The sequence below is a fragment of the Lactobacillus sp. genome (assembly GCF_051893255.1).
Classification (GTDB): domain Bacteria; phylum Bacillota; class Bacilli; order Lactobacillales; family Lactobacillaceae; genus Lactobacillus.
On sequence record NZ_JBJFHB010000085.1, the window covers coordinates 49,718 to 70,754 of the forward strand.

Sequence of the window (21,037 nt, forward strand, 5' to 3'; positions counted from 1 at the left end):
GTTTTTGGCTTTATTACAACTTAATTTGTAAATGTTTTCATCAATACGGCCGCTTATTATCGATTGACGTGTAGACGACAACCCCGCCTCGGTCGGCTCTACCAGTGATTTTCTTGCTCTTGCCGTAGTTTCTCAAGGCTTGCTGGAAGCCAAAGGCGGTGTCGCGGTCTGCTTGAGGATCAACCCGATATTCGGCCAATTCTCCAGAAACCAACTGATCTAAAATCTTGATGTAGTCCATAGGTCCCTCCTGCCAATATTTTAGCGCAATTTTTCCCTTTTTAGTAAGGAAAAAGTTTCACTTACTTTTTAAAAGAAAAACACTTTTTTCCGAGACTTAGCACTTGATTTATTCGAGTGCTAATCCTATAATCTAACCATAGATAAGATGAAAGGCGGTATAAAAAATGTTGTGTCAAAACTGCCATGAACGGCCAGCTTCGATCCACCTCTACACCAAAGTCAATGGCGAAAACCGAGAAATCGATCTGTGCCAGCAATGCTATCAAGAACTAAGGAATCAGCAAGGTAATCAAATGAATAACGATAACTTTTTTGGCGACTTCGACGATTTATTCAATGCCTTAAATCGCGGAGGTGCCGGCAACAATAACGGCAATAATTCTAACAATCCCAACAACCCTAATAATCCCAACTACTTTGGCGGCGGGCAAGGCGGCCAAGGTGGCCAGGGCGGGCAATCCCTCTTAGCCCAATACGGCACCGACTTAACGGCCCTGGCTAAAAAGGGCAAGATTGACCCCGTCATTGGCCGGGACAAGGAAATCGCCCGCGTCATCGAAATCTTGAACCGGCGGACCAAGAACAACCCGGTTTTGATCGGGGAAGCCGGGGTTGGTAAGACCGCGGTCGTTGAAGGCCTAGCCCAAGACATCGTGGATGGTTCGGTTCCAGCCAAGCTGCAAAACAAGCGCATCATTTCCTTAAACATGGTTTCCATGGTTCAAGGGACCGGGATCAGAGGGCAATTCGAGCAAAGAATGCAGCAGCTGATCAAGGAGCTGCAAACCCAGCCCGACATCATCCTCTTCATCGACGAAATCCACGAAATCGTGGGTGCCGGCAATTCTGAAGGCGGCATGGACGCTGGCAACATCATTAAGCCAGCCTTGGCCCGGGGTGAACTGCAATTAGTCGGCGCAACCACCATCAAGGAATTCCGCGAAATCGAAAAAGACTCTGCTTTGGCTCGCCGCTTCCAACCAGTTGAAGTTAAAGAACCAAGCATCGACGAAACGATCAAGATCTTAAAGGGGATCCAAAAGCGCTACGAAGACTACCACCACGTTCACTACACCGATGATGCCATCGAAGCTGCCGTTAAGCTCTCAGCCCGCTACATCCAGGACCGCTTTTTGCCAGACAAGGCCATCGACCTTTTGGACGAAGCCGGTTCCAGAATGAACCTGACCATTCCATATATCGACAAGGCCAAGGTGCAAGAGAGGATCGACGCTGCTGAAAAGCTGAAGCAGGATGCCTTAAAGAACGAAGACTACGAAAAGGCTGCCTACTACCGCGACCAAATTGAGAAATACGAAAAGCTGAAGGATCAAAACGTTGACCCTGACAAGACCCCAACCATCACGGCCAAGGTCATGGATAAGATCGTCGAAGAAAAGACCAACATCCCAGTTGGCGACATCCAGGCTCAAGAGGAAAACCAATTGATCAACCTGGCTGACGACTTAAAGGCCAAGGTCATTGGTCAAGACGAAGCCGTTGAAAAGGTTGCCCGGGCCATCCGCAGAAACCGGATCGGCTTTAACAAGTCTGGCCGGCCAATCGGCTCCTTCCTCTTTGTTGGCCCAACCGGGGTCGGCAAGACCGAATTGGCTAAGCAATTGGCCCTCAAGATGTTTGGCTCAGAAGATGCCATGATCCGCTTTGACATGTCCGAATTTATGGAACAATACTCCGTTTCCAAACTGATCGGGTCTGCTCCTGGCTATGTTGGCTACGAAGAAGCTGGTCAACTGACTGAGCGCGTTCGCCACAACCCATACAGCTTGATCCTGCTAGACGAAGTGGAAAAGGCCCACCCAGATGTTTTAAACCTCTTCCTCCAAATCATGGACGATGGCCGCTTGACCGACTCGCAAGGCCGGACCGTTTCCTTCAAGGACACGATCATCATCATGACTTCTAACGCCGGTCAAGGGATCAAGACGGCAAGCGTCGGCTTTGCCGCTGAAAACAGCCACAACGAGGCTGAAGAGACCCGCAAGGTAATGAGCCAATACTTCAAGCCAGAATTCTTGAACCGCTTTGACGACATCATCCAGTTCCACCCACTTACCAAGGACAACCTCTTGAAGATCGTTTCCTTAATGCTGACTAAGACCAACTCGATGGTCGCTGACCAAGGCCTCCACATTGAAGTTTCAGACGCTGCTAAGGAAAAATTGGTTGATGAAGGCTACGACCCAGAAATGGGTGCACGCCCTCTTCGCCGGATCATCCAAGAAGAAATCGAAGACAAGGTGGCTGACTACAAGCTGGACCACACCGAAGCCAAGAACTTAGTGGCTGACGTCAAGGACCAAGAAATCGTGATTTCTGAAGCCGCCCCTGCCCTACCAGTAGAACAAACCAGCACGAGTGAAAACTAGTTTTTAGCTAAAATTTGATTTCTATCTAAATTTTAAAGAAACTAGAAAAAACAAGACTTCTTGCAAAAAGAGGCCTTGTTTTTTTACTCAATGCGTTATAATGAAATTGAGAGGAATATTAGAGACAAATAGAAAAGGGTGAAGTTTTATGCACTTAATTGATGTTACCAATAGTTACGCTGATTTGGTTCACAGTCAGCTGAATACGACCGCCGTTAACTACGTTAAGGTCTACTCTTTAGGAAATACCACTGTCGTTTACACCGAAAGCCCGATTGCCATCGGCATCGTCTTAGAAAATCACCACCGCAAGGTTCGTGAAGAAGAACTTGAATTTGTGATTAAACGCCTGATTCCTGACCGGGGCAGCTACCAATTAACGGTTGACAAGACCCGTCACGTGGTCGAAATCCACGTTGACAAGTAAGAAACAAGTAACATTTTAATCAAGTAACGCAAAGAGCCTAATCGGCTCTTTTTCTTTTTACTTTTTATTTTTGCAAAATTTTACCGATTTTTTGACAATTTTGCAATTTGTCTATTATTTTATAGAAAAAGTCTCAGAAATTGATCTAAATCAATTTTTCGATTAGTCAGGAGTTCTAGAATAGCAGTAAGCACTGGAAAGCGCTTAACAAGTAACGCAAACTGTCGGTTAAAAAAGGAGGAATAACAATGGCAGTTTATGAAAACTACTTTTATTCTGAACACGATTTTGACAAGGAACACATGGGCTACAAGCCCCTCAGCATCCCGGAAGGCGTAGAAGCTGCTCCCCTTCCCGTTCCGCCAGTCTTAAAGCCAGACAAGCTTGAAGGCAACGACATCTACTACACCATTGAAGCGCAAGTTGGCGAAAGCCAGATTTTGCCAGGCAAAAAGACCACGACTTGGGGCTACAACGCACCGCTGCTTGGCCAAACCATGGTGGTCAAGACTGGCCAGCGCGTCCACGTCCATTTGAAAAACAGCCTGCCAGTTTTGACTTCCTTCCACTGGCACGGCATGGAAGTGCCCGGCCCCATCACTGACGGCGGCTGCCACGCTCCTGTTTACCCTGGCGAAGAAAAAGACATCGAATTTACGGTTAAGCAGCCTGCCGCTTTGACTTGGCTCCACGCTCACCCATGTCCATCCACGGCCATGCAGGTCTGGATGGGCCTGGCCATGGGGGTCGTGGTCACTGACGATAACGAAGCCAGACTCCCAATTCCTAAGAACTACGGAGTTGATGAATTCCCGCTCATTTTGCAGGACCGGACCTTCCACGACAACCAATTAGACTACCGGAAGGACTACGACCCAATGGGCGTCTTTGGCGAAGTGCCGCTGATCAATGGGGCCGTAAAGCCTTTTGTCGACGTGACGACTAGAAAAGTCCGCCTGCTTTTCTTAGGCGGGTCTGACCGCCGGGAATGGCGCCTGCACTTTGAACATGACCTCACCATGACTCAAATTGGGGGCGACGACTCCTTCTTGAGACACCCAATTGATGTTAAAAAGCTGCTCATCGGGCCAGGCGAAAGACAGCAAGTCATCGTCGACTTCAAGGACTTTCACCCAGGCGACACGGTTGCGCTTTACACCGACGACTTCAAGCTGGTCGAATTCCGAATCCACGAATTTGCCCACACTGAAGCAGACGATAAGGAACTGCCTTTTAACATCTTTACGCCAGAAGATCCAGACGTAAACCCAGAAATGCCAGTTCGCCACGTCACCATGGACGACCACGACAAGATCAACGGCCTGCGCTTCTCCATGGAAAGAATCGACATGGAACAAGAACTGAACTCGGTTGAATACTGGGACATCACCAACACCAACTCTTCAGCTGCCGGGATGCTGCACCCCTTCCACATCCACGGCGCCCACTTCTTGGTACTCTCAAGAAACGGGAAAAAGCCAAACCCTAACGAAGTCAATGTCTACAAGGACACGGTGGAAGTTGGCCCTGGTGAAACCGTCCGCCTCAAAGTCTACTTCCAAAACCCTGGCGTCTTCATGTACCACTGCCACATCATCGAACACGAAGATGCCGGCATGATGGCTCAAATCAAGATCGTTGATCCAAAAGACCCTGACAAGGAATACAAGCTGATGGACATGGAAACCATCACCAACGCCTTTGCTAGCGAAATGGGCGTTGAGCCAGGCGAAGTCTTCATGCCAGGGATGGACGTAGAAGAAATGGACATGGGCTGCGCCTTCCATCAGGCAGAAGCAGAACAAAGCCGCCGCTTGGTTGAAGCCGTCAGTGCTGCTTCTCACGGACACGGCCATGAACATGCTGAACATAGCCATGTTGACACCAGTTCTGGCGCGAGCCACTAGGAGGTCCTTATCATGATGAACAACAACCCCTTCTTGAAAGTTTTATGGGTCATCCTCTATGCCCTGACTTTCTACTACACCTTTACCAACCAAATGATGATGGCCATGTACTTCATGGCCGGGACCATGTTTGCCCAGTCAATCGTTGACCTGGTCTACTACTTCATCCAAAAGAAAAATCCTAAGTCAGCTTCAGAAATGAACTGCTAAAAGTCAAACTCAAGAAACTCAAACTCTACCAACTTCTAAACAAAAAGACATAAATTAAAAGATCTCAGCTAAATAGCTGAGATCTTTTCTTGCTTTTACAGCTTTTCCGTTAAAGTGACGTCTGGGTACTTGTCGTGGAACCAGCGTTCAGCAAAGGCATTTTCAAAGAGGAAGAGCGGGTTGCCGAAGCGGTCCTTAACCAATAAGTTCCGGCTAGAAGACATCTTCGGATCCAGGTCTTCTGGCTTGATCCAGCGGGCTACCCGGTGACCGATAGAGGTCATTTCAACTTCAGAATTGTATTCATTCTTCATCCGGTACTGGAAGACTTCAAACTGCAATTGCCCAACCGCACCTAAGATGTAGTCGTCGGTTTGGTAGTTGCGGTAAAGCTGCACGGCACCTTCTTGCACCAGCTGGTTCATCCCCTTGTGGAAAGACTTTTGCTTCATCACGTTCTTTGGAGAAACCCGCATGAAGAGTTCTGGGGTAAATTCTGGCAGAGCTGGGAATTCCAGCTTGCGCTTGCCGGCGTAGATGCTGTCGCCGATTTGGAAGTTGCCCGTGTCGTAGAGCCCAACGATGTCGCCGGCAACGGCTTCAGAAACTTGGACTCTAGAACTGGATTCAAATTCAACCGCGTTGTTCAAGCGGACGGGCTTACCGGTTCTAGCCAAGGTCACGTCAAGACCGCGGCTGAATTCCCCGCTGCAGACCCGGACAAAGGCGATCCGGTCCCGGTGCTGGGGGTTCATGTTGGCCTGAATCTTGAAGACAAAGCCAGAGAATTCGTCATCGTCTGGTGCCAATTTTTCATCCCCGTTAACGGTGTGGTCGCTTGGTGCCGGCGCTAAGTCAACGAAGCTCTTCAAGAAGGTTTCGACCCCAAAGTTGGTCAAGGCTGAGCCAAAGAAGACTGGCGTTTGTTCACCGGCCAAAACGGCTTCCTTGTCAAATTCCGCCCCGGCCCCTTCTAGCAGCTCGATTTCGCCCAAGGTGTCTTGGTATTGGGGATCGTTGGCCATTGGGTTGTCTTCTGGCACCTTGCCATCAACCAGAGGAATGAACTTGTCTTGCCCTTCTTCTGGGTGGTAGAGCTCGATGCGCTGGTTGGCAATATCGTAAAGGCCTCTCATGGTCTGCCCCATCCCGATTGGCCAGTTCATAGCGACGCCTTCGATGCCCAAGACGTCTTCTAGTTCTGCTACTAAGTCAAGGGGTTCCCGTCCATCCCGGTCCAGCTTGTTCATGAAGGTAAAGACTGGAATCCCTCTTTGGCGGACAACCTTGAAGAGCTTCTTAGTCTGCGGTTCAATACCGCGGGCCGAGTCGATCACCATGACGGCAGCGTCAACCGCCATCAAGGTCCGGTAGGTGTCTTCTGAGAAGTCCTGGTGACCTGGGGTGTCCAAGATGTTGATCCGCTTGCCTTCATATTCAAACTGCATCACGGATGAAGTAACAGAGATACCACGCTTTTTTTCGATTTCCATCCAGTCACTAGTGGCGTAGTTGCCAGTCTTCCGGGCCTTAACCGTCCCGGCGCTCCGGATGACCCCACCCAGGAGCAAAAGCTGTTCCGTGATCGTCGTCTTACCGGCGTCGGGGTGGGAAATAATCGCAAACGTTCTTCTCGTCTTTACCTTATCAGCTAATTCTTTGTTCATTATTCTTTTGTTTCTTCCTCGCTTGTTTCTTCAGGCAATGTCAAAAGGACCGTTAACAGTCTTGACCCTCGCATTCTTCTGGTTGACAAGACCATGCCGTTGTCCAGCGGCACTTCTAAGTGCTCACCCCGGCTCGGAATGACGCCGAGCTTGGTGATCATGTAGCCAGCGACCGTATCCACGTCTTCCATTTCGATGTCGGTGCCAAAGCGCTCGTTAAAGTCGTCTAGTGGCATCTTGCCGTAGATCACAAATTCCCGGTCGGTTAACTGCCGCACCAAAACCTCAGCCTTGTCGACCTCGTCATCGATATCGCCCACGATTTCTTCGATCAGGTCTTCAATCGTGGCCAGGCCCGTCACCCCGCCGTATTCGTCGGTCAAGATGGCAATCTGCTGCTGGCTGGTCTGCATCTGGACTAGTAAGTCGTCCAGCTCCATAGTTTCTGGGGCAAAGAGGGGTGCGGAAATCAGGCGGTCATAGGTCAAATGGTCAAAACCGACGCGTCTGGCCTCTCGCAAAATCGTCCGAATGTGGATGACGCCGACGATCTTGTCCTTGTCTTGCTTATAGACCGGAATCCGGGAATAAGGCTGGCGCAAGATGTCGTCCAGGTTTTCGCTCAAGTCGTCTTCAATGTCGATCATGAAGGCATCGGTTCTGGGCACCATGACTTCCCGGGCTACCTTGTCATGAAAGGACATGCTGCCCTCAATCATGGAGTATTCCGTATCCGTTAAAAATTTGTCCGCGTGGAGGCGGTCAATTTCAGCCTGTAATTCTTCTTTGCCGCCTTCAGTGTTATTAGCAAAATGGCTCCGCAATTTATCAAACAGGTTGCCTGTCGCAGGGTCGCTGGTCATTGTCGTTAACTCTCTTTCGTGAAATCTAAATATTTTTATTATAGCATAAGACCGCCCCATTTTATGATAAAATACCCCATAGAAAGAGGTGTTTTCCCATGAAAATGAGACGGATCATGCTAGTCTTCGTCTTCCTGCTCTTAATTCCCTATATCTGCAGCCTGGCCATTATCGGGATTGGCTACAATGCCTTGGTCCTGCACTCTAGCGACCCCTTTAGAACCTTCATCGGGGCTTTGACCGGTGCTATCATCATGCTGGCCATCAAGGCCACGGTTCAGCGGCCTTTGAATTTGCTGGCCGGCGACATCTATGACAGCTTCTTGCAGCAGCTTTTGCGCTTTTTCAGCATCAGAAGACGGCCAGTCTTAGAAATTTCCAACTTCTTCTTGGACCTGGTTCTTTGCACCCTAGCCACCATCTTCATCCGCTGGCTCTTGCCCCTTGACTGGATCGTTGGCACGTCAACAGGCTTTGTCCTGCTGATCATGTTCATTTCGACTTGCCTTGGCGCCTACATCGAATACGACAACCTGTCTATTGATGCCAAACTAAAAAAGAGCAGCAGTAACGTTCAGTAACTTTTTAGATTAAGATTGAAAAATTATCAATACAATCTACCAACTGACCTAGAGGTAAAGACTCTTGGTCAGTTTTTTGCTGCCCAAGTCAAGCTGGCGCAGGATGTAAGGGTTAGGGCTGTCTGCTAAGCCTGCTTGGAACTTGGCACCTAAATCCCCAGCTTCATCCAAGAACTTAGGCAATTCAAAGTTGAGGGGCAGGTCAAAGTAAGCCGCATTAGTTTGTTCTTCTGCTTCAAACACGCGGGCGCTTGGCAGGCGGAACTTAAGCAGGCCGCTTGGCTGGTCGACGTCTTGGTCAGTCACCACCCCGTACCAGTACATGAAGTCTTCTGGCCCAAAGACGATCAAGGAGGCTCTTTGGTCAGTTAAACCCTGCTCTGCCAAAAAGTCCTGGAAGACTTGGTCGTTTTCCAGTTCTTGGTTGGCACCGCCAAAGCTGGCGTTAGCATCCATCAGGCTGTCAGGGTAAGCCTTGCCGATAAAGGTTAATTCTGCGATTTCTTTTTCCATCGTAATCTTCTTTCTATTAAGTAGCTATTTTTTACCAAAAGTTATCTCGTTAATATTCTTCCAGCTCTTCTAGGGGCACGATTTCGCCGTTTAAAAAGGCTGTGATCTCGTCGCCGCTAAAGCCGTGGCTGTAGAGATACTGCCGCATCTTCTGCCGGCGGGTGGCCTCATCATAGCGTCTAAAACGCTTATAGGCCTTGATCCCCTGCTTGGCCAGGGCCTCTTGCTGGGCGTCCTCACTAGCTAGGTCAAAGTCTTGGACAATGGCCTCTGCCAGGTCGCTAGTAAAGCCGTGACTGACCAGCTTGACCTTCATCTTGGTCACAACTTCCCGGTTAGCGATCTTGCCCTGCTGGTTCATGAGGGACTTGACCAGTCTTTTGCCAACTTCCAGCCAGGCCTCTTGGTCGACTTCGCTGATGGCCTCATCAATAGTGATGGCGTCAACGCCTTTTTTAGCCAGATCCCGGCTGACGGCCTTAGGGCCCGAGTTGCCCACTTGCAGGTTATTTTTGACAAAAAGCTGTGCGTACACGCGGTCATCCAGGTAGCCCAGGTCTTTTAATTCCTTGGTCGCTTCTTGGGCAGCCGCTGGCGCAACCTCGCGCTTAATTAGGTAGTCCGTGATCTCTTTTTCGGTTCGAGGCTGGTAAGACAGGTACTTGGCCGCCAGGTCCCGGGCCTGGGCACTGGCTTCAAAGGCTTCAATCTCGGCCCTTAAGGCATCGTCTACTTCTTTGCCCTTAAAGAGGGCAAATTCAGCCAGGGTTCTTTCCCCAACCGAAAAAGCGTATGCCTGGTCCAAAAAAATATTGTACCGCCCTGGCCGCTTTTGTGCACTAACTTTAGTGATAATTGGCATCTTTTTCTCCTTACTTTCGTTTTTCATTTACTATTTATCATTTTTTCTATCCAGTCACCCTTTATCTTAGCAAATTGCCAACTTCCTTGCGAAAATCTTGCTATTTTTCCTCAAAGGCCGGTATAATATGATGTCAACACTTATTAGCTAGCATTTTGGCTAGAGTTTATTGTAGAAAGAATTATCATGCAAAAAAAGACCAACTTCAGAAAGCCTCAAGGCTCAAAAAACTTTAAGCGGCCTAACCGGGGCAAGCAGCAAAGAGCTAACAAGCGCTTTGACGACGGCGACAAGCACGTCATCATCACCATCAAGCGCTTGGGCATCAACGGCGAAGGGATCGGCTACTACAAGCGCAAGATCATCTTCATCCCGGGCGCCTTGCCAGGCGAAGTGGTTGTGGCCAAGATCGTGACCGACCACCCGCAATACTTAGAAGGTGAACTGGTCCGGGTTAAGGAAGCCAGCCCCAAGAGAGTGCCTTTCCCGAAAGGCGTTGACCCCAGAATTGGCGGGCTGGAGCTAGCCCACCTGAGTTATGAAGGCCAGCTGGAATTTAAGCGCGACAACGTTTTGTCAGCCCTAGAAAAGTACCACCCACGCGGCTACAAGAACTACAAGGTGAAAAAGACCATCCCAGCGCCAAGTGAATGGCACTACCGGAACAAGGCTTCTTACCAGATCGAAAAGGAAAACCACAAGGTTTCCTTGGGCCTTTATGCCCCTAATTCTCACGAATTAATCGACCTGCCAGAGATGCCAACCCAAAATGAGGACACCCAAAAGGTCGAACGGACCATCCGCGACCTGATCATCCGCCTGCACGTGCCAGTCGCTAACCGCCGCCGCAAGTTCGATGGGGTCAAGACCGTGGTTGTCCGCCAGTCTGAGGCCACCAAGGAAATCCAGGTAACCCTGATCACGGTCGGTCACAAGGTAGAAAACCTGCTGAAGCTGGCAGATGCCATTTTTGAACTGGACCATGTGGTTTCCGTCTTCCAAAACGAAACTGACTGGCAAAACCCACAAGTCTGGGGCAACAAGACCACCAAGCTTTTGGGCAAAAAGCAGATCACCGAAGAAATCATGGGCAAGAAGTTTGGCCTAAGCCCTCGTGCCTTCTTCCAGCTGAATCCGGTCCAAACGGCGACTCTGTATTCAGAAGCCTTGAAGCTGCTGACGCTAACGCCAGACATGACCTTGATCGATGCCTATGCCGGCGTCGGCACCTTAGGGATCTTAGCCGCCGACCAAGTCAAGCAGGTCATCGGGATTGAAAGCATACCGGAAGCCGTGGTTGACGCCCAAAACAACGTCTCCCTCAACCACCTGACTAACGCCAGCTATCTGCAAGGCAGCGTTGAACGCGTCTTGCCGCAGCTGAAAAATGACGGCGTTAAGATCGACGCCCTGATCGTGGACCCACCAAGAACTGGTTTGGCCAAGTCCTTGATCAAGACCCTCTTGGACGTAAAGCCAGAAAGCTTCGTCTACATCTCCTGCAACCCATCGACCTTGGCTCAGGACTTAGTATTACTCACTGAAGCTTACGACGTCCGTGTCATCGAAAACGTCGACATGCTGCCGCAAACGCCGCGCTGCGAATGCATTGCCAAGCTGACTTTACGCAAGTAACTTTTTGTAAAAAATCGAATCCATTAGAAAAGGCGAGAAGATCAAATCTTCTCGCCTTTAAGCTGCGCCTTTGGCAGCCTTCCAAGTGGATGAGGTAGCTCATCAAATTAATAGTCACGATATTCAATTTTAAGAATCGCCAAGGACTGGGCCCGATCATTTTAATAAACAAAAGCCTGTTTGAGTTTTACGTGCTAGCGTATGAACTATTTAAAACGGCCCGCCGCTTGGCTCAGAACCTCAAGCCTTTTACGGTCTCAGTAAGAGAGACAGCGAATAATAATTACAATCTGGAGATAAAAACTTCTGTTCAGTTGTTTTCTACCTCTTCCACAATTTCTAGTATAGCACTGCCTGGAAACGCTTGCAAGCATTTATTTGACGTATTTGGCTAAAAATTTGCGGACAGTTTTGGCATAAAGCTGGTGGTTCTTCTCGATCGACTTAGCATGAACGGCTCCCTTGACGATCAAGAGCTGCTTAGGGCCCTTGCTTGCCCGGTAATTTTTATACACCATGGAGGTTGGGACAAAGGTATCCTTGCTTCCGTGGATAAAGAGCATGGGCTTGGTGTTTTTCTGCAGCTGCTTGACACTGGAAGCCTCGCCTAAAAAGTAGCCAGCTTTAAGCTTGGTGATCCCGCTCAAGATCTCGACCAGTGGAAAACGCGGAAAGGCCGGCATATTGTAAAGAACTTTGGCTTCATGCTCAATTTCATTTTTGGCACTGGTGTAGCCGCAATCCTCGATGAAGGCCTTGACCTGCCTTGGCAGTTTTAGCCCTGAGGTCATCATCGTCGTCGCCCCGCCCATGGAGACGCCAAAGATCACGATTTGGCTGTTTTTTCCGTTTTTCTGGACGACCTGCTGGGCCCACTTTTTCACATCAGCCTTCTCCAGCCAGCCGTAGCCCACGTACTTGCCCTGGCTTTGCCCGTGCCCTTCGGCATCAGGCAAAAGAACATTGTAACCTAAAGAGTGAAACAGCTGGGCGTAGGCTCCCATGTTTTCCTTGTTGGACATGTAGCCGTGCAGGATAATCACGGTTTTTTTGGTCTTTTTGGCTGGAAGATAATTGGCAACCAAGCGATAATTATTCTTAGCAGAGGTCTCGGTCCAGGTCTGCTTCTTGACCTTTTTGTACCAAATTTTTTCCTTGTAGAGAGGATCGGACTTCTTGATGGCAACAGTCCCGTTGGTCACGAAGGACTTTTGCCCAGGCACGACCGCCATGTTGAAAAAGTAGCAACCCGCGCCTAAGAAGACGAGGACGAAGAATATCGCGATTCCCGTGACCCACTTGATGACCCGCTTTTTACTGAACTTTTTTGCTTCTTTATTTCCTTTAGCCAATAGCTTTCTCCTTTACAAAATTCAACTTGCATAGTTTAGCACAAGAAAAAGCTATTGAATTCTATACGCGTATAGGAAATAAAGCGATTTTTAGAAAATCTTAACTTTTTTAGCTAGAAAATCAAAAACGAAAAAAGAAAGGAGATTACCATGCAGCTGACCGACTTCATGCAGCTCTTAACCAATTTAGACGATCGTAATGTTCTTTTTCTAGCAGTCGCAGGCCAAGAAATCCCCCTCAGCAAGGTGACCCTAGCGCGGGAATCCTGCCAGCTGACGACCGGCGACAAGCCCCTCACCCTGGGCCATTTAAAAAGGCTCCTAGGAAGGGGCAGCCAGGACATCCCTCTCCACTTTTTAGCAGACGGCCAAGAAGTCCCGGTCTACGGGGTCCAGATCCAGGCGGCCAAGGGGCGGCTTTTGTGCAAATAGAAAAACTCCGAATCAGTGATTCGGAGTTTTTTTAATTAGCTAGAATTACTTCTTAGGAGCAGCCTTCTTGCCTTCAGCTTCCAGCTTCTTGCCAAGTTCAATGATGTACTTGCGCAGTTCATCCTTGGTTTCTGGGTGTTCCAAGCCGTATTGGATGGACGTTTCCATGTAGCCTTCCTTGTTGCCGACGTCAAAGCGCTCACCCTTGAATTCGTGGGCGAAGACGCGCTGAGTCTTATTCAAGGCGTCGATGGCGTCAGTCAGTTGGATTTCGCCGCCAGCACCTGGCTTTTGCTTGTCCAGCATATCAAAAATTTCTGGCGTCAACAGGTAGCGGCCGATGATGGCCAGGTCTGATGGAGCCTTGTCAATGTCTGGCTTTTCTACGAAGGTGTTAACGTTGTACAGGTCTGGTGCAGTTTCCCCAGCTGGGTCAATGACACCATACTTGTTAACTTCTTCGTGAGGCACCTTCATAACTGCGATGGTTGAAGCGTGGGTTTCATCGTAGCAGTCGATCAATTGCTTGGTCAAAGGCACCTTGTCCTTCATCAAGTCATCACCCAGCATAACTACGAATGGCTCGCCGGCGATAAAGCTCTTAGCCCGGTTAACGGCATCCCCAAGACCTGCTGGGTGTGGTTGACGGGTGAAGTACAGGTTAACCTTCATGTTGGAAACCGTGGTTTCGCGAACTAACTTGAGAAGCGCATCCTTGTGCTTTTCGGTCAAGTTGTCTTCCAGTTCTGGGTTTGAGTCGAAGTGGTCTTCGATTGACCGCTTGCTGCGGCCAGTGATGATCAAAATGTCTTCAATGCCGGAAGCCATGGCTTCTTCAACGATGAATTGAATGGTTGGCTTGTCGACGATTGGCAGCATTTCCTTAGGCATAGCCTTGGTTGCTGGCAAAAATCTCGTCCCCAAGCCAGCAGCTGGGATAATCGCTTTTCTTACTTTCATTGATTTACATCCTCTTTTCTTAATTTCGGCAAAAATGAAAGCCTTATACAATGCATTTGTATAATAACATATTCTAAGTCCCTATTCTAGACTTTTTTCTTTATGGCAAAAATTTGCCATTGCGCTTTTTAGCCAGATATTCGGCCAAAGGCCCGCTAGAATAGGTTGCCTTGCCATACCTGAGCTGGTCGATCGTGACGTTGACAGCGGTTCCTACCAAGAGCAAAATCGCCAAGAGGTTTAGCCAAAGCATAAAAATGATAAAAGTCCCAACGATTCCATAATTTTCCCAAGTGACCGGGAAATTTTTTAAATAGAAAGAAAACAGGTAGGATAAAGCTTCCCAGCCGGCCACCGTCGTAATCGTCCCCGGCAAAAGGGCCTTTTTAAAGTGGACATTGGGCACGATCCAGTTAAGGTAAGCTACGCTGATCAGCATCAAGATCAGCAAAACCAGCCAGCGGTAGCTGAAGAGCTGGTCGATCCAAGCCGTTGAAAAGCTTAAAAAGGGTCTGACCATGTTCAAAAGATCCTGCCCAAACATCAAGACCAGGGCCAAGGCGAGAAACATGGTTACCATCAAGGCGCTAAAGACCACGGTCAAGGTCCGGTTCCAGATAAAGTGCCAAAAGCCTAGCTTTAACTCCGTATTGTGCACCCCATAAAGACGGTTCATAGCGACGCGGATGGCATTGACCATGCTGGACATGGACCAAACCGCCACGATCACACCGAAGGAAATGTAGCCGGTCGACTGGGACTTAAGCAGGGTTTCCACGATCGGGATCACGTAGTGGGTCACGTCGCTTGGCAGCATCAAGGTCAGGTACTCGGCAATCGGGGCCGTGTCGATCTTAAACAGCGGCAAGACGTTCCCGATAATGATGATGATGGGAAAAATTGAAAACAGGATGTAGTAGGCAATGACGATGGAGCTTTGAAAAATTTCCCCCTGCGAAATGACGGATGACAGGGTCTTAAAGAACTCAGCAACCTGCTTTTGTCCTTTTTCAATTTTTCCCTTCATCTACTTAGTCATCCATTTCGTCAAAGTGTGGGATGTACTTTTCCAAGCCATCGTATGGTTCTTGCAAGGTAAAGATCTTTGGACCATCCTTGGTGATGGCAAAGGTGTGTTCAAATTGGGCAGATTTAGAGCCATCTGGCGTTGCGTAAAAGACCCAGTCGTCGTTTGGATCGTCAACGGTCTTTTGCAAGATGTGCCAGTCCCCGCCCGCTTCAACCATTGGTTCAACCGTGATGGTCATGCCTTCTCTTAAACGCAGACCATGGCCCGCCTTGCCCCAGTGCGGTACTTCTGGGTCTTCGTGGATGGATGGCTGGATGCCGTGGCCGATCAGTTCCCGGACGTCGCCGTAGCCTTCTTCATCTTCCACGTAGTGCTGAATGGCAGCACCGATGTCGCCGATCCGGTTGCCCAAAACGGCTTGGTCGATCCCCAGGTACATAGCCTTCTTGGTTACGTCCATCAAGTGCTGGTCTTCTTCAGAAATCTTGCCAACGCCGTAAGTAGTGCAAGAGTCTGATTCGTAGCCGTTCAAGTTGCAGGTCACGTCAACCTTTACCAGGTCGCCTTCCTTTAAGAAGACGTTCTTACGAGGGATGTTGTGGGCAATTTCGTCGTTAACGGAGATGCAGGTGCCGTACTTGTAGCCTTCAAAGCCTTGTTCTGACAGGCGGCCGCCCCGGCTTGAAACGAATTCTTGGCAAAATTCTTCAATGTCCCAGGTGGAGATGCCTGGCTTAATCACATCACGCAAGCCTTCAAACATGGTGGCCAATAAGTGACCTGAAGCTTGCATACCTTTTAATTCACGAACTGATTTAATGGTAATCAATTTAATTTTTCCTTTCGTAATGAATTTACTTACTTACCAATTATAACCGTTTTTCCTTAAATCCTAAAGGCGCGAGCGCAATTGATTCGCCAAGTTGAGGGAAATCGTGTATAATGTTCTAGTAAAATTTTTTAGGGGAGCACATTTCATGAGAGCGAAAATCGTATTTGCCAGCATGACCGGCAATGATGAAGATATGGCTGAAATCCTGGAAGAGGACTTGCTGGACGCCGGCTTAGACGTTGATACCTCTGACGTCAGCTTTACCGACGCCAGCGACTACTTAGACAGCGATCTTTGCGTCTTGGTAACCTACACTTACGGTGAAGGCGCCATGACCGACGAGCTGGTCGACTTTTACGAGCAGCTCAAGCAGCTGGACTTAAGCGGCAAGTACTTTGCCGTGATGGGGTCTGGGGACAAGACTTACAAGGAACACTACTGCGAAAACGTCTTCGACTTTGAGAAGGCCTTCCTGGCTTGCGGAGCCAAGGAACTGATCGCTCCTTTGACGGTTGAAAATGCCCCAACTGATGAAGATATCGACCGCATTGACCAAGCTGCTGAGGAACTAGCAAACAAATTAAATGGATAATTCTACGAAAAAAAGACGGGCGCTGGGCCGGAAGATTTTTAAAAGACACAGAAACCTCTGGGTCTACATGTTCTTTGGCTTCGTCGCCGCTTTAATCAATACCGTGGTCTTCATGTTTATGCATGACGTCTTGCATACGGTTTTGGTCATCGACAACACGGTGGCCTTTATCATCTCGAACCTGGCCTCCTTCTGGTTCAACCACAAGGCCGTGTTCACTAGCAATGTCGACCATGACCACAATATCTGGCAAAAACTCGCCAGCTTTTTTACCTACCGGATCATCAGCTTGATCCCCGACACCCTGATCATGTGGGTCGGGATGTCGCTACTGCACTGGGATGCCTTGATCGTCAAGATTATCGACCAGGTGCTGGTTGGGATCTTTAACTATCTGACGACCAAGTCAGTCTTTGAAAAGCAGGAGCGCAGCATGATGAAGCGCGTACATGACCGGCTAAAGAAAAACACCGAATCGAAATGATTCGGTGTTTTTTTAGTTGGACGTGGGGGGTGTGGCGAGGCGGGGCGTGCGGCCGGGGGGCGGCTTTTTTGCACAAAAACTATGTCAACTGGCGTTGTGGCTGCTCACAAAGTTACTCAAGTAAGAAAAAAGCTGCTCATGATCTTACTCAACTAGCCCCGATCTGCTGCCAGTTGAGTAAATTTTGGGCCGTGGTTTTGCTTACTTGAGTATGATTGTGTGCATGCTTTTTCCAAAAAGGCGTGTAGTTGAGTAAATTTTGGGTCGCATCCTCAGTTACTTGAGTCAATCTGTGTGCATCCCGCCCCCGAGTTGACTCAACCGGACTCGTTTTTGCCGTTTTTTGCCCCCGAGTTAACTCAACCGGGCTCGTTTTCCCTATTTTTCGTCCCCAACTTGACTCAACCGGACTGCTTTTTCCCGTTTTTCGCCCCCGAGTTGACTCAACCGGACTCGTTTTTGCCGTTTTTTGCCCCCGAGTTAACTCAACCGGGCTCGTTTTTCCTGTTTTTCGCCCCCGAGTTGACTCAACCGGGCTCGTTTTTCTGCTTTTTCGCCCCCAAGTTGACTCAACCGGACTTGGTTGACATACTTTGAGGGCATCTTTTGCCAAAAGTCGACCTGGTTGACATACTTCGGGGGCAATTTTCGACAAAATCCAGGCCGGTTGACATACTTCGGGGGCAATTTTCGACAAAATCCAGGCCGGTTAACATACTTTGGGGGCAATTTTTGGCAAAAATCCAACCGGTTGACATATTTCGGGGGCAAAATCCACCCAAAATCCAACCGGTTGACATACTTCGGGGGCAAATTCCACCCAAAATCCAACCGGTTGACATACTTCGGGGGCGATTTTCGACAAAATCCAGATCGGTTGACATACTTTGGGGGCGAATTCTGCCCCGCCCCACACCAAAAAGGATCCCCCGACACCCAGTCGGGGGATCCCACTACCTAACTTACTTAAAATCGGCCGGCTTCTCGCCCTGCTTGCCGCCGCAGTACCAGGCGATGTCGTCTAAGATCCGCTGGCTGGCATGCCCGTCACCGTACGGGTTCTTGGCCTCGGCCATCCGGTCATAGGCGGCCTGGTCGGTCAAAAGTTCCAGCATGCTGGAGCGAACAGACGTTTCGCCGGTTCCCACCAGCTTCAAGGTGCCGGCCGCCACCCCTTCTGGCCGCTCGGTCGTGTCGCGCAAAACCAAAACCGGCTTGCCTAAAGACGGCGCCTCTTCCTGCACGCCGCCAGAGTCGGTCATGATGAAGTAGCTTCTTTTGGCCAAATTGTGGAAGTCCACCACATCCAGCGGCTGAATCAGATGGATCCGCGGATCGCCGCCCAGCACCTCCTTGGCTACTGCCTGCACGCGCGGCGACAGGTGGACCGGATAGATGATTTCCACATCGTCTTGCTGGTCGACCACGTCCTTCATCACCTTGAAAACGCGCCGCATCGGCTCGCCCTGGTTCTCCCGCCGGTGCATGGTAACCAGGATGATCCGCTTGCCGGCGCCAATCTTGTCCAAAACCTCGTGGTGGTAGTCCTCCTGCACCGTTTGGCTCAAGGCGTCGATGGCGGTGTTGCCGGTGACAAAAATATTCTCGCCATCATGGTTTTCTTTTAGCAAGTTTTCCCGGCTCACCGCCGTTGGCGCAAAGTAGAGGTCGGTCAAGACATCGGTCAGCTGGCGGTTCATCTCTTCTGGGAAGGGCGAATACTTATTCCAGGTCCGCAGGCCCGCTTCCACGTGGCCTAGTGGCGTTTGCTCGTAAAAACTGGCTAGGCTGGCTGCAAATGAGGTGGTCGTGTCGCCGTGCACCAGGACCAGGTCCGGCTTTTCCTCGTGGATAATCTTGGTCAAGTCGGTCAACACCCGGGTCGTGATGTCGGCCAGGGTCTGGTTTTGGTGCATGATGTTCAAGTCGTAGTCTGGTTTAATGTTAAAAATCTCCAGCACCTGGTCCAGCATCTCCCGGTGCTGGGCGGTAACGACAGTGACCGGCTCGAAGCGGTCGTCTTTTTCCAGCTTCAAAACCAGTGGCGCCATCTTGATGGCTTCTGGTCTCGTGCCAAAAACGGTCATAACTTTAATCTTGTTCATTTGCAGGTCTCCTTAGCAAGTTGCGAAAATTGCTAACTTTACTTTATCAAAAATCTGCAGATTAGCCTAATTTTTATTAAAATATAAGCTAGAATCGAGGTAAAAAATGTCAGTCAACATCATCCCCCTAATGCTGGACAGCCTGCTGATGATCATCGCCGGCTTCTCCCTGGTTTACGCCTTCGATAAGGCCCTGAGCAAAAAAGTCCGCATCGCCCTCCTGGTCGTTGCCATTGCCCTAATTCTAGCAATCATCTACTTGACCGGCTACTTCCTGGCGGATCCAGCCAGACTACTCCATTAAAAAAAGCGCCAAAAGGCGCTTTTTCTTTTGCTAAAATTAAGCTTTTTGTCTCTTGAGTTCCAGTTTCCGCAGCCATGGCAAAAGGAAACCAGTCCCGAAGAGGACAATAACCGTTACAACGTTCATCCAAAGCTGCTTGCCCCATTGCGGCGTGTTGAAGGCCACGTCTTGCGGCAAGAAGCCCATGGTCGCACAGATAAAGGTGAAGATGAAGCACCACCAGCCGACAGCCAAGGCACCCTTTTGGTTTCTGATAAAGACGAAGTCGTCCTTGCCAAAAGTGCTGTGCTTGTAGCGGAAGGCCAAAAAGGCTAAGAAGACAACGGAAGTCTTGTATGGTGACACGATCCCGTTCAGGTTCAAGAGCCAGTTGAAGATATCGTTGATTTCTGGCAAAGTCCCTGACAAAAGCAGCAAGAACAAGGTGATGGAGCAAGTCAAAACGTAGCTGTTGACTGGCAAGCCAGACTTGTTCTTCTTCCGCAGCCAGCTTGGCATGTACTTTTCAGACGTGTCAGAGGCAAAGACCCGGCTGGCGGCGTCGATCAGGGCCGCTAAGTCGGCCAAGAAGTTCAAAAGGCAGACAATAGCGTACATGTACATCAAGCTCTTGCCCATGCCGGCTTCTTCGCCCAGCAATTGGAAGGCGTAGTAAGCACCGTTCATCTTGAAGTCGTGAGGGATGTGCTTGGCATCAAACAGGACGGCCAAACCCAAAGTTTCGGTCAAGGTCATGAAGACCGTCATGGCAAAAAGCATCCACATGGACTTTGGAAATTCCTTGCGAGGATTTTTTAACCGGGTGACATACGGCGCAGCCAGTTCCGCCCCAGACATGGCAAAGATCAACAACCCGGTCGTTGAGAAGTAGTGCACCGAGAAGTTCGGCTTAAAGCTGGACCAGGAGTTCATCTTGGTTGCCACGTGACCCCCGTGCATCAAGGCCCAGATGATCAAAATGACAAAGATGATAGACATGGCGAACATGGCAATCCCGCCGATTAAGGACAAGAGGTCCAGGGAATTCTTATACGCACTTTCACACAAAATGAAGATTAAGATGATGACAAAAGTGAGCAAGCCAAACATGAATGGGGACATGTGCTTGTTCAGGGTGTTGTTGCCCAGGATCATCCAGGAAATGGACACGATGATGGAGTTGGACACGTCGACCAGGTAGGGCACGGTCTGGGCCCAGTACATCCAGCTGGTTGCGTAGCCTAAGACGTCGCTGCCGGTCCCGCGCCGAATCCAGGAGGCCAGCCCCCCTTCTTCCGTATCTTTATATGCTAGCCCCAGCTGGGTAGCAATCATGGTGTATGGCAGCTGGTAGCAAATTAAAAGGAAGATCCAGGAGAAAATAACGGATAATCCCTGATTCTGGTATGGGTAGAACACATCCTCAAAACGGATGATGGTCACAAAGTCGAGCATGGCCAGGGTCATCCAGGCCATGTAGTGTTTTTTGCTAGTATCTTCGATCATTAAAAAAATTACTCCTTATGCTTAACTGACAAATTTGGTCAGCCACAGGCACGGGGGCTTATTTTTCCGCTTCAAGAACCAGTAAGTGCTTAAATTCACGCTTTCACTTCCTTCTTTGCCAAAAATTAAGAAAACTATAAATTTAATTTTATTACCCTACGTG

22 protein-coding genes are annotated in these 21,037 nt (G+C 49.4%); 10 read left to right on the forward strand and 12 right to left on the reverse strand.

The genetic code is table 11. The features are described 5' to 3' along the window. Positions 1 to 40: 40 nt before the first annotated feature. The gene (locus tag ACI4WN_RS08165) at positions 41 to 241 is read right to left on the reverse strand and encodes a hypothetical protein (RefSeq protein ID WP_412131193.1); all 201 of its coding nucleotides are present in this window, start codon (positions 239 to 241) and stop codon (positions 41 to 43) included. Between the two features lie 166 nt (positions 242 to 407). Between ACI4WN_RS08165 and ACI4WN_RS08170 the strand changes: the two genes are divergently transcribed. The 4 genes from ACI4WN_RS08170 (at position 408) to ACI4WN_RS08185 (ending at position 5,177) form a co-directional block, all read left to right on the forward strand. Next, entirely contained in the window at positions 408 to 2,633 is a 2,226-nt protein-coding gene (locus ACI4WN_RS08170; protein ID WP_439777757.1) for an AAA family ATPase, read from the forward strand. A gap of 148 nt (positions 2,634 to 2,781) precedes the next feature. Continuing rightward, on the forward strand, positions 2,782 to 3,060 hold the full coding sequence (locus ACI4WN_RS08175; protein WP_439777758.1) for a DUF1827 family protein: 279 nt from the start codon (positions 2,782 to 2,784) through the stop codon (positions 3,058 to 3,060). A 248-nt stretch (positions 3,061 to 3,308) separates the two neighbouring features. After that, positions 3,309 to 4,967 (forward strand): multicopper oxidase family protein, encoded by a 1,659-nt coding sequence (locus ACI4WN_RS08180; protein WP_439777759.1) that lies wholly within the window; start codon positions 3,309 to 3,311, stop codon positions 4,965 to 4,967. Between the two features lie 12 nt (positions 4,968 to 4,979). Further along, a complete protein-coding gene (locus ACI4WN_RS08185; protein ID WP_154486309.1) occupies positions 4,980 to 5,177 on the forward strand; it encodes a hypothetical protein in 198 nt (65 codons plus the stop codon). Positions 5,178 to 5,272: 95 nt separating this feature from the next. Here ACI4WN_RS08185 and ACI4WN_RS08190 read toward each other — a convergent pair whose 3' ends face one another. Beyond that, complete coding sequence (locus tag ACI4WN_RS08190; RefSeq protein WP_439777760.1) at positions 5,273 to 6,844, reverse strand: peptide chain release factor 3; 1,572 nt, start codon at positions 6,842 to 6,844, stop codon at positions 5,273 to 5,275. Further along, positions 6,844 to 7,707 (reverse strand): hemolysin family protein, encoded by an 864-nt coding sequence (locus ACI4WN_RS08195; protein ID WP_439777761.1) that lies wholly within the window; start codon positions 7,705 to 7,707, stop codon positions 6,844 to 6,846. Before ACI4WN_RS08195 ends, ACI4WN_RS08190 begins: the two co-directional genes overlap by 1 nt. 98 nt (positions 7,708 to 7,805) lie before the next feature. On the opposite strand from ACI4WN_RS08195, the gene ACI4WN_RS08200 reads away from it, so the two are divergent. Continuing rightward, positions 7,806 to 8,288: a hypothetical protein gene (locus tag ACI4WN_RS08200; protein ID WP_439777762.1), complete on the forward strand. Its 483-nt coding sequence runs from the start codon at positions 7,806 to 7,808 to the stop codon at positions 8,286 to 8,288. Positions 8,289 to 8,336: 48 nt separating this feature from the next. Here the strand turns inward: ACI4WN_RS08200 and ACI4WN_RS08205 are convergent, their stop codons facing one another. Further along, the gene (locus ACI4WN_RS08205; RefSeq protein ID WP_439777763.1) at positions 8,337 to 8,801 is read right to left on the reverse strand and encodes a hypothetical protein; all 465 of its coding nucleotides are present in this window, start codon (positions 8,799 to 8,801) and stop codon (positions 8,337 to 8,339) included. A gap of 49 nt (positions 8,802 to 8,850) precedes the next feature. Beyond that, entirely contained in the window at positions 8,851 to 9,663 is an 813-nt protein-coding gene (recX, locus tag ACI4WN_RS08210; RefSeq protein WP_439777764.1) for a recombination regulator RecX, read from the reverse strand. A gap of 186 nt (positions 9,664 to 9,849) precedes the next feature. Between recX and rlmD the strand changes: the two genes are divergently transcribed. Beyond that, the gene (rlmD, locus tag ACI4WN_RS08215; protein ID WP_439777765.1) at positions 9,850 to 11,298 is read left to right on the forward strand and encodes a 23S rRNA (uracil(1939)-C(5))-methyltransferase RlmD; all 1,449 of its coding nucleotides are present in this window, start codon (positions 9,850 to 9,852) and stop codon (positions 11,296 to 11,298) included. A 374-nt stretch (positions 11,299 to 11,672) separates the two neighbouring features. On the opposite strand, the gene ACI4WN_RS08220 is transcribed toward rlmD, so the two are convergent. After that, positions 11,673 to 12,650, reverse strand: a complete 978-nt coding sequence (locus tag ACI4WN_RS08220) for an alpha/beta hydrolase (protein ID WP_439777766.1) — start codon at positions 12,648 to 12,650, stop codon at positions 11,673 to 11,675. Between the two features lie 150 nt (positions 12,651 to 12,800). On the opposite strand from ACI4WN_RS08220, the gene ACI4WN_RS08225 reads away from it, so the two are divergent. Beyond that, positions 12,801 to 13,082 (forward strand): hypothetical protein, encoded by a 282-nt coding sequence (locus ACI4WN_RS08225; RefSeq protein WP_439777767.1) that lies wholly within the window; start codon positions 12,801 to 12,803, stop codon positions 13,080 to 13,082. A 45-nt stretch (positions 13,083 to 13,127) separates the two neighbouring features. Here the strand turns inward: ACI4WN_RS08225 and galU are convergent, their stop codons facing one another. The 3 genes from galU to map form a co-directional block, all read right to left on the reverse strand. Beyond that, entirely contained in the window at positions 13,128 to 14,042 is a 915-nt protein-coding gene (gene galU / locus ACI4WN_RS08230; RefSeq protein ID WP_008462709.1) for a UTP--glucose-1-phosphate uridylyltransferase GalU, read from the reverse strand. Between the two features lie 100 nt (positions 14,043 to 14,142). Continuing rightward, on the reverse strand, positions 14,143 to 15,069 hold the full coding sequence (locus ACI4WN_RS08235) for a YihY/virulence factor BrkB family protein (protein WP_439777768.1): 927 nt from the start codon (positions 15,067 to 15,069) through the stop codon (positions 14,143 to 14,145). 4 nt (positions 15,070 to 15,073) lie between these two features. Continuing rightward, positions 15,074 to 15,901 carry a type I methionyl aminopeptidase gene (map, locus tag ACI4WN_RS08240; RefSeq protein WP_008462712.1) on the reverse strand — a complete coding sequence of 276 codons (828 nt, stop codon included), beginning with the start codon at positions 15,899 to 15,901 and terminating at the stop codon, positions 15,074 to 15,076. A 148-nt stretch (positions 15,902 to 16,049) separates the two neighbouring features. Here map and ACI4WN_RS08245 point away from each other — a divergent pair, with 148 nt between their 5' ends. Together ACI4WN_RS08245 and ACI4WN_RS08250 are read left to right on the forward strand one after the other, a co-directional pair. Further along, positions 16,050 to 16,496: a flavodoxin gene (locus ACI4WN_RS08245; RefSeq protein ID WP_008462713.1), complete on the forward strand. Its 447-nt coding sequence runs from the start codon at positions 16,050 to 16,052 to the stop codon at positions 16,494 to 16,496. Beyond that, the gene (locus ACI4WN_RS08250; RefSeq protein ID WP_439777769.1) at positions 16,489 to 16,980 is read left to right on the forward strand and encodes a GtrA family protein; all 492 of its coding nucleotides are present in this window, start codon (positions 16,489 to 16,491) and stop codon (positions 16,978 to 16,980) included. Before ACI4WN_RS08245 ends, ACI4WN_RS08250 begins: the two co-directional genes overlap by 8 nt. Before the next feature lie 569 nt (positions 16,981 to 17,549). On the opposite strand, the gene ACI4WN_RS08255 is transcribed toward ACI4WN_RS08250, so the two are convergent. Next, complete coding sequence (locus ACI4WN_RS08255; protein ID WP_439777770.1) at positions 17,550 to 17,894, reverse strand: hypothetical protein; 345 nt, start codon at positions 17,892 to 17,894, stop codon at positions 17,550 to 17,552. A 48-nt stretch (positions 17,895 to 17,942) separates the two neighbouring features. Next, positions 17,943 to 19,085 carry a non-hydrolyzing UDP-N-acetylglucosamine 2-epimerase gene (gene wecB, locus ACI4WN_RS08260; protein ID WP_439777771.1) on the reverse strand — a complete coding sequence of 381 codons (1,143 nt, stop codon included), beginning with the start codon at positions 19,083 to 19,085 and terminating at the stop codon, positions 17,943 to 17,945. A 106-nt stretch (positions 19,086 to 19,191) separates the two neighbouring features. Here wecB and ACI4WN_RS08265 point away from each other — a divergent pair, with 106 nt between their 5' ends. Further along, positions 19,192 to 19,389, forward strand: a complete 198-nt coding sequence (locus ACI4WN_RS08265; RefSeq protein WP_439777772.1) for a hypothetical protein — start codon at positions 19,192 to 19,194, stop codon at positions 19,387 to 19,389. Between the two features lie 36 nt (positions 19,390 to 19,425). Here the strand turns inward: ACI4WN_RS08265 and ACI4WN_RS08270 are convergent, their stop codons facing one another. Further along, positions 19,426 to 20,874, reverse strand: coding sequence for an APC family permease (locus tag ACI4WN_RS08270; protein ID WP_439777773.1), 1,449 nt, complete (start codon positions 20,872 to 20,874; stop codon positions 19,426 to 19,428). Positions 20,875 to 21,037: the final 163 nt, after the last annotated feature.

What these genes read in the sequence shown, in the direction of transcription:
- ACI4WN_RS08165 (WP_412131193.1), bottom strand. Translation starts at nt 241, where the DNA reads ATGGACTACATCAAGATTTTAGATCAGTTGGTTTCTGGAGAATTGGCC.
- ACI4WN_RS08170 (WP_439777757.1), top strand. Translation starts at nt 408, where the DNA reads ATGTTGTGTCAAAACTGCCATGAACGGCCAGCTTCGATCCACCTCTAC.
- ACI4WN_RS08175 (WP_439777758.1), top strand. Translation starts at nt 2,782, where the DNA reads ATGCACTTAATTGATGTTACCAATAGTTACGCTGATTTGGTTCACAGT.
- ACI4WN_RS08180 (WP_439777759.1), top strand. Translation starts at nt 3,309, where the DNA reads ATGGCAGTTTATGAAAACTACTTTTATTCTGAACACGATTTTGACAAG.
- ACI4WN_RS08185 (WP_154486309.1), top strand. Translation starts at nt 4,980, where the DNA reads ATGATGAACAACAACCCCTTCTTGAAAGTTTTATGGGTCATCCTCTAT.
- ACI4WN_RS08190 (WP_439777760.1), bottom strand. Translation starts at nt 6,844, where the DNA reads ATGAACAAAGAATTAGCTGATAAGGTAAAGACGAGAAGAACGTTTGCG.
- ACI4WN_RS08195 (WP_439777761.1), bottom strand. Translation starts at nt 7,707, where the DNA reads ATGACCAGCGACCCTGCGACAGGCAACCTGTTTGATAAATTGCGGAGC.
- ACI4WN_RS08200 (WP_439777762.1), top strand. Translation starts at nt 7,806, where the DNA reads ATGAAAATGAGACGGATCATGCTAGTCTTCGTCTTCCTGCTCTTAATT.
- ACI4WN_RS08205 (WP_439777763.1), bottom strand. Translation starts at nt 8,801, where the DNA reads ATGGAAAAAGAAATCGCAGAATTAACCTTTATCGGCAAGGCTTACCCT.
- recX (WP_439777764.1), bottom strand. Translation starts at nt 9,663, where the DNA reads ATGCCAATTATCACTAAAGTTAGTGCACAAAAGCGGCCAGGGCGGTAC.
- rlmD (WP_439777765.1), top strand. Translation starts at nt 9,850, where the DNA reads ATGCAAAAAAAGACCAACTTCAGAAAGCCTCAAGGCTCAAAAAACTTT.
- ACI4WN_RS08225 (WP_439777767.1), top strand. Translation starts at nt 12,801, where the DNA reads ATGCAGCTGACCGACTTCATGCAGCTCTTAACCAATTTAGACGATCGT.
- galU (WP_008462709.1), bottom strand. Translation starts at nt 14,042, where the DNA reads ATGAAAGTAAGAAAAGCGATTATCCCAGCTGCTGGCTTGGGGACGAGA.
- ACI4WN_RS08235 (WP_439777768.1), bottom strand. Translation starts at nt 15,069, where the DNA reads ATGAAGGGAAAAATTGAAAAAGGACAAAAGCAGGTTGCTGAGTTCTTT.
- ACI4WN_RS08245 (WP_008462713.1), top strand. Translation starts at nt 16,050, where the DNA reads ATGAGAGCGAAAATCGTATTTGCCAGCATGACCGGCAATGATGAAGAT.
- ACI4WN_RS08250 (WP_439777769.1), top strand. Translation starts at nt 16,489, where the DNA reads ATGGATAATTCTACGAAAAAAAGACGGGCGCTGGGCCGGAAGATTTTT.
- wecB (WP_439777771.1), bottom strand. Translation starts at nt 19,085, where the DNA reads ATGAACAAGATTAAAGTTATGACCGTTTTTGGCACGAGACCAGAAGCC.
- ACI4WN_RS08265 (WP_439777772.1), top strand. Translation starts at nt 19,192, where the DNA reads ATGTCAGTCAACATCATCCCCCTAATGCTGGACAGCCTGCTGATGATC.
- ACI4WN_RS08270 (WP_439777773.1), bottom strand. Translation starts at nt 20,874, where the DNA reads ATGATCGAAGATACTAGCAAAAAACACTACATGGCCTGGATGACCCTG.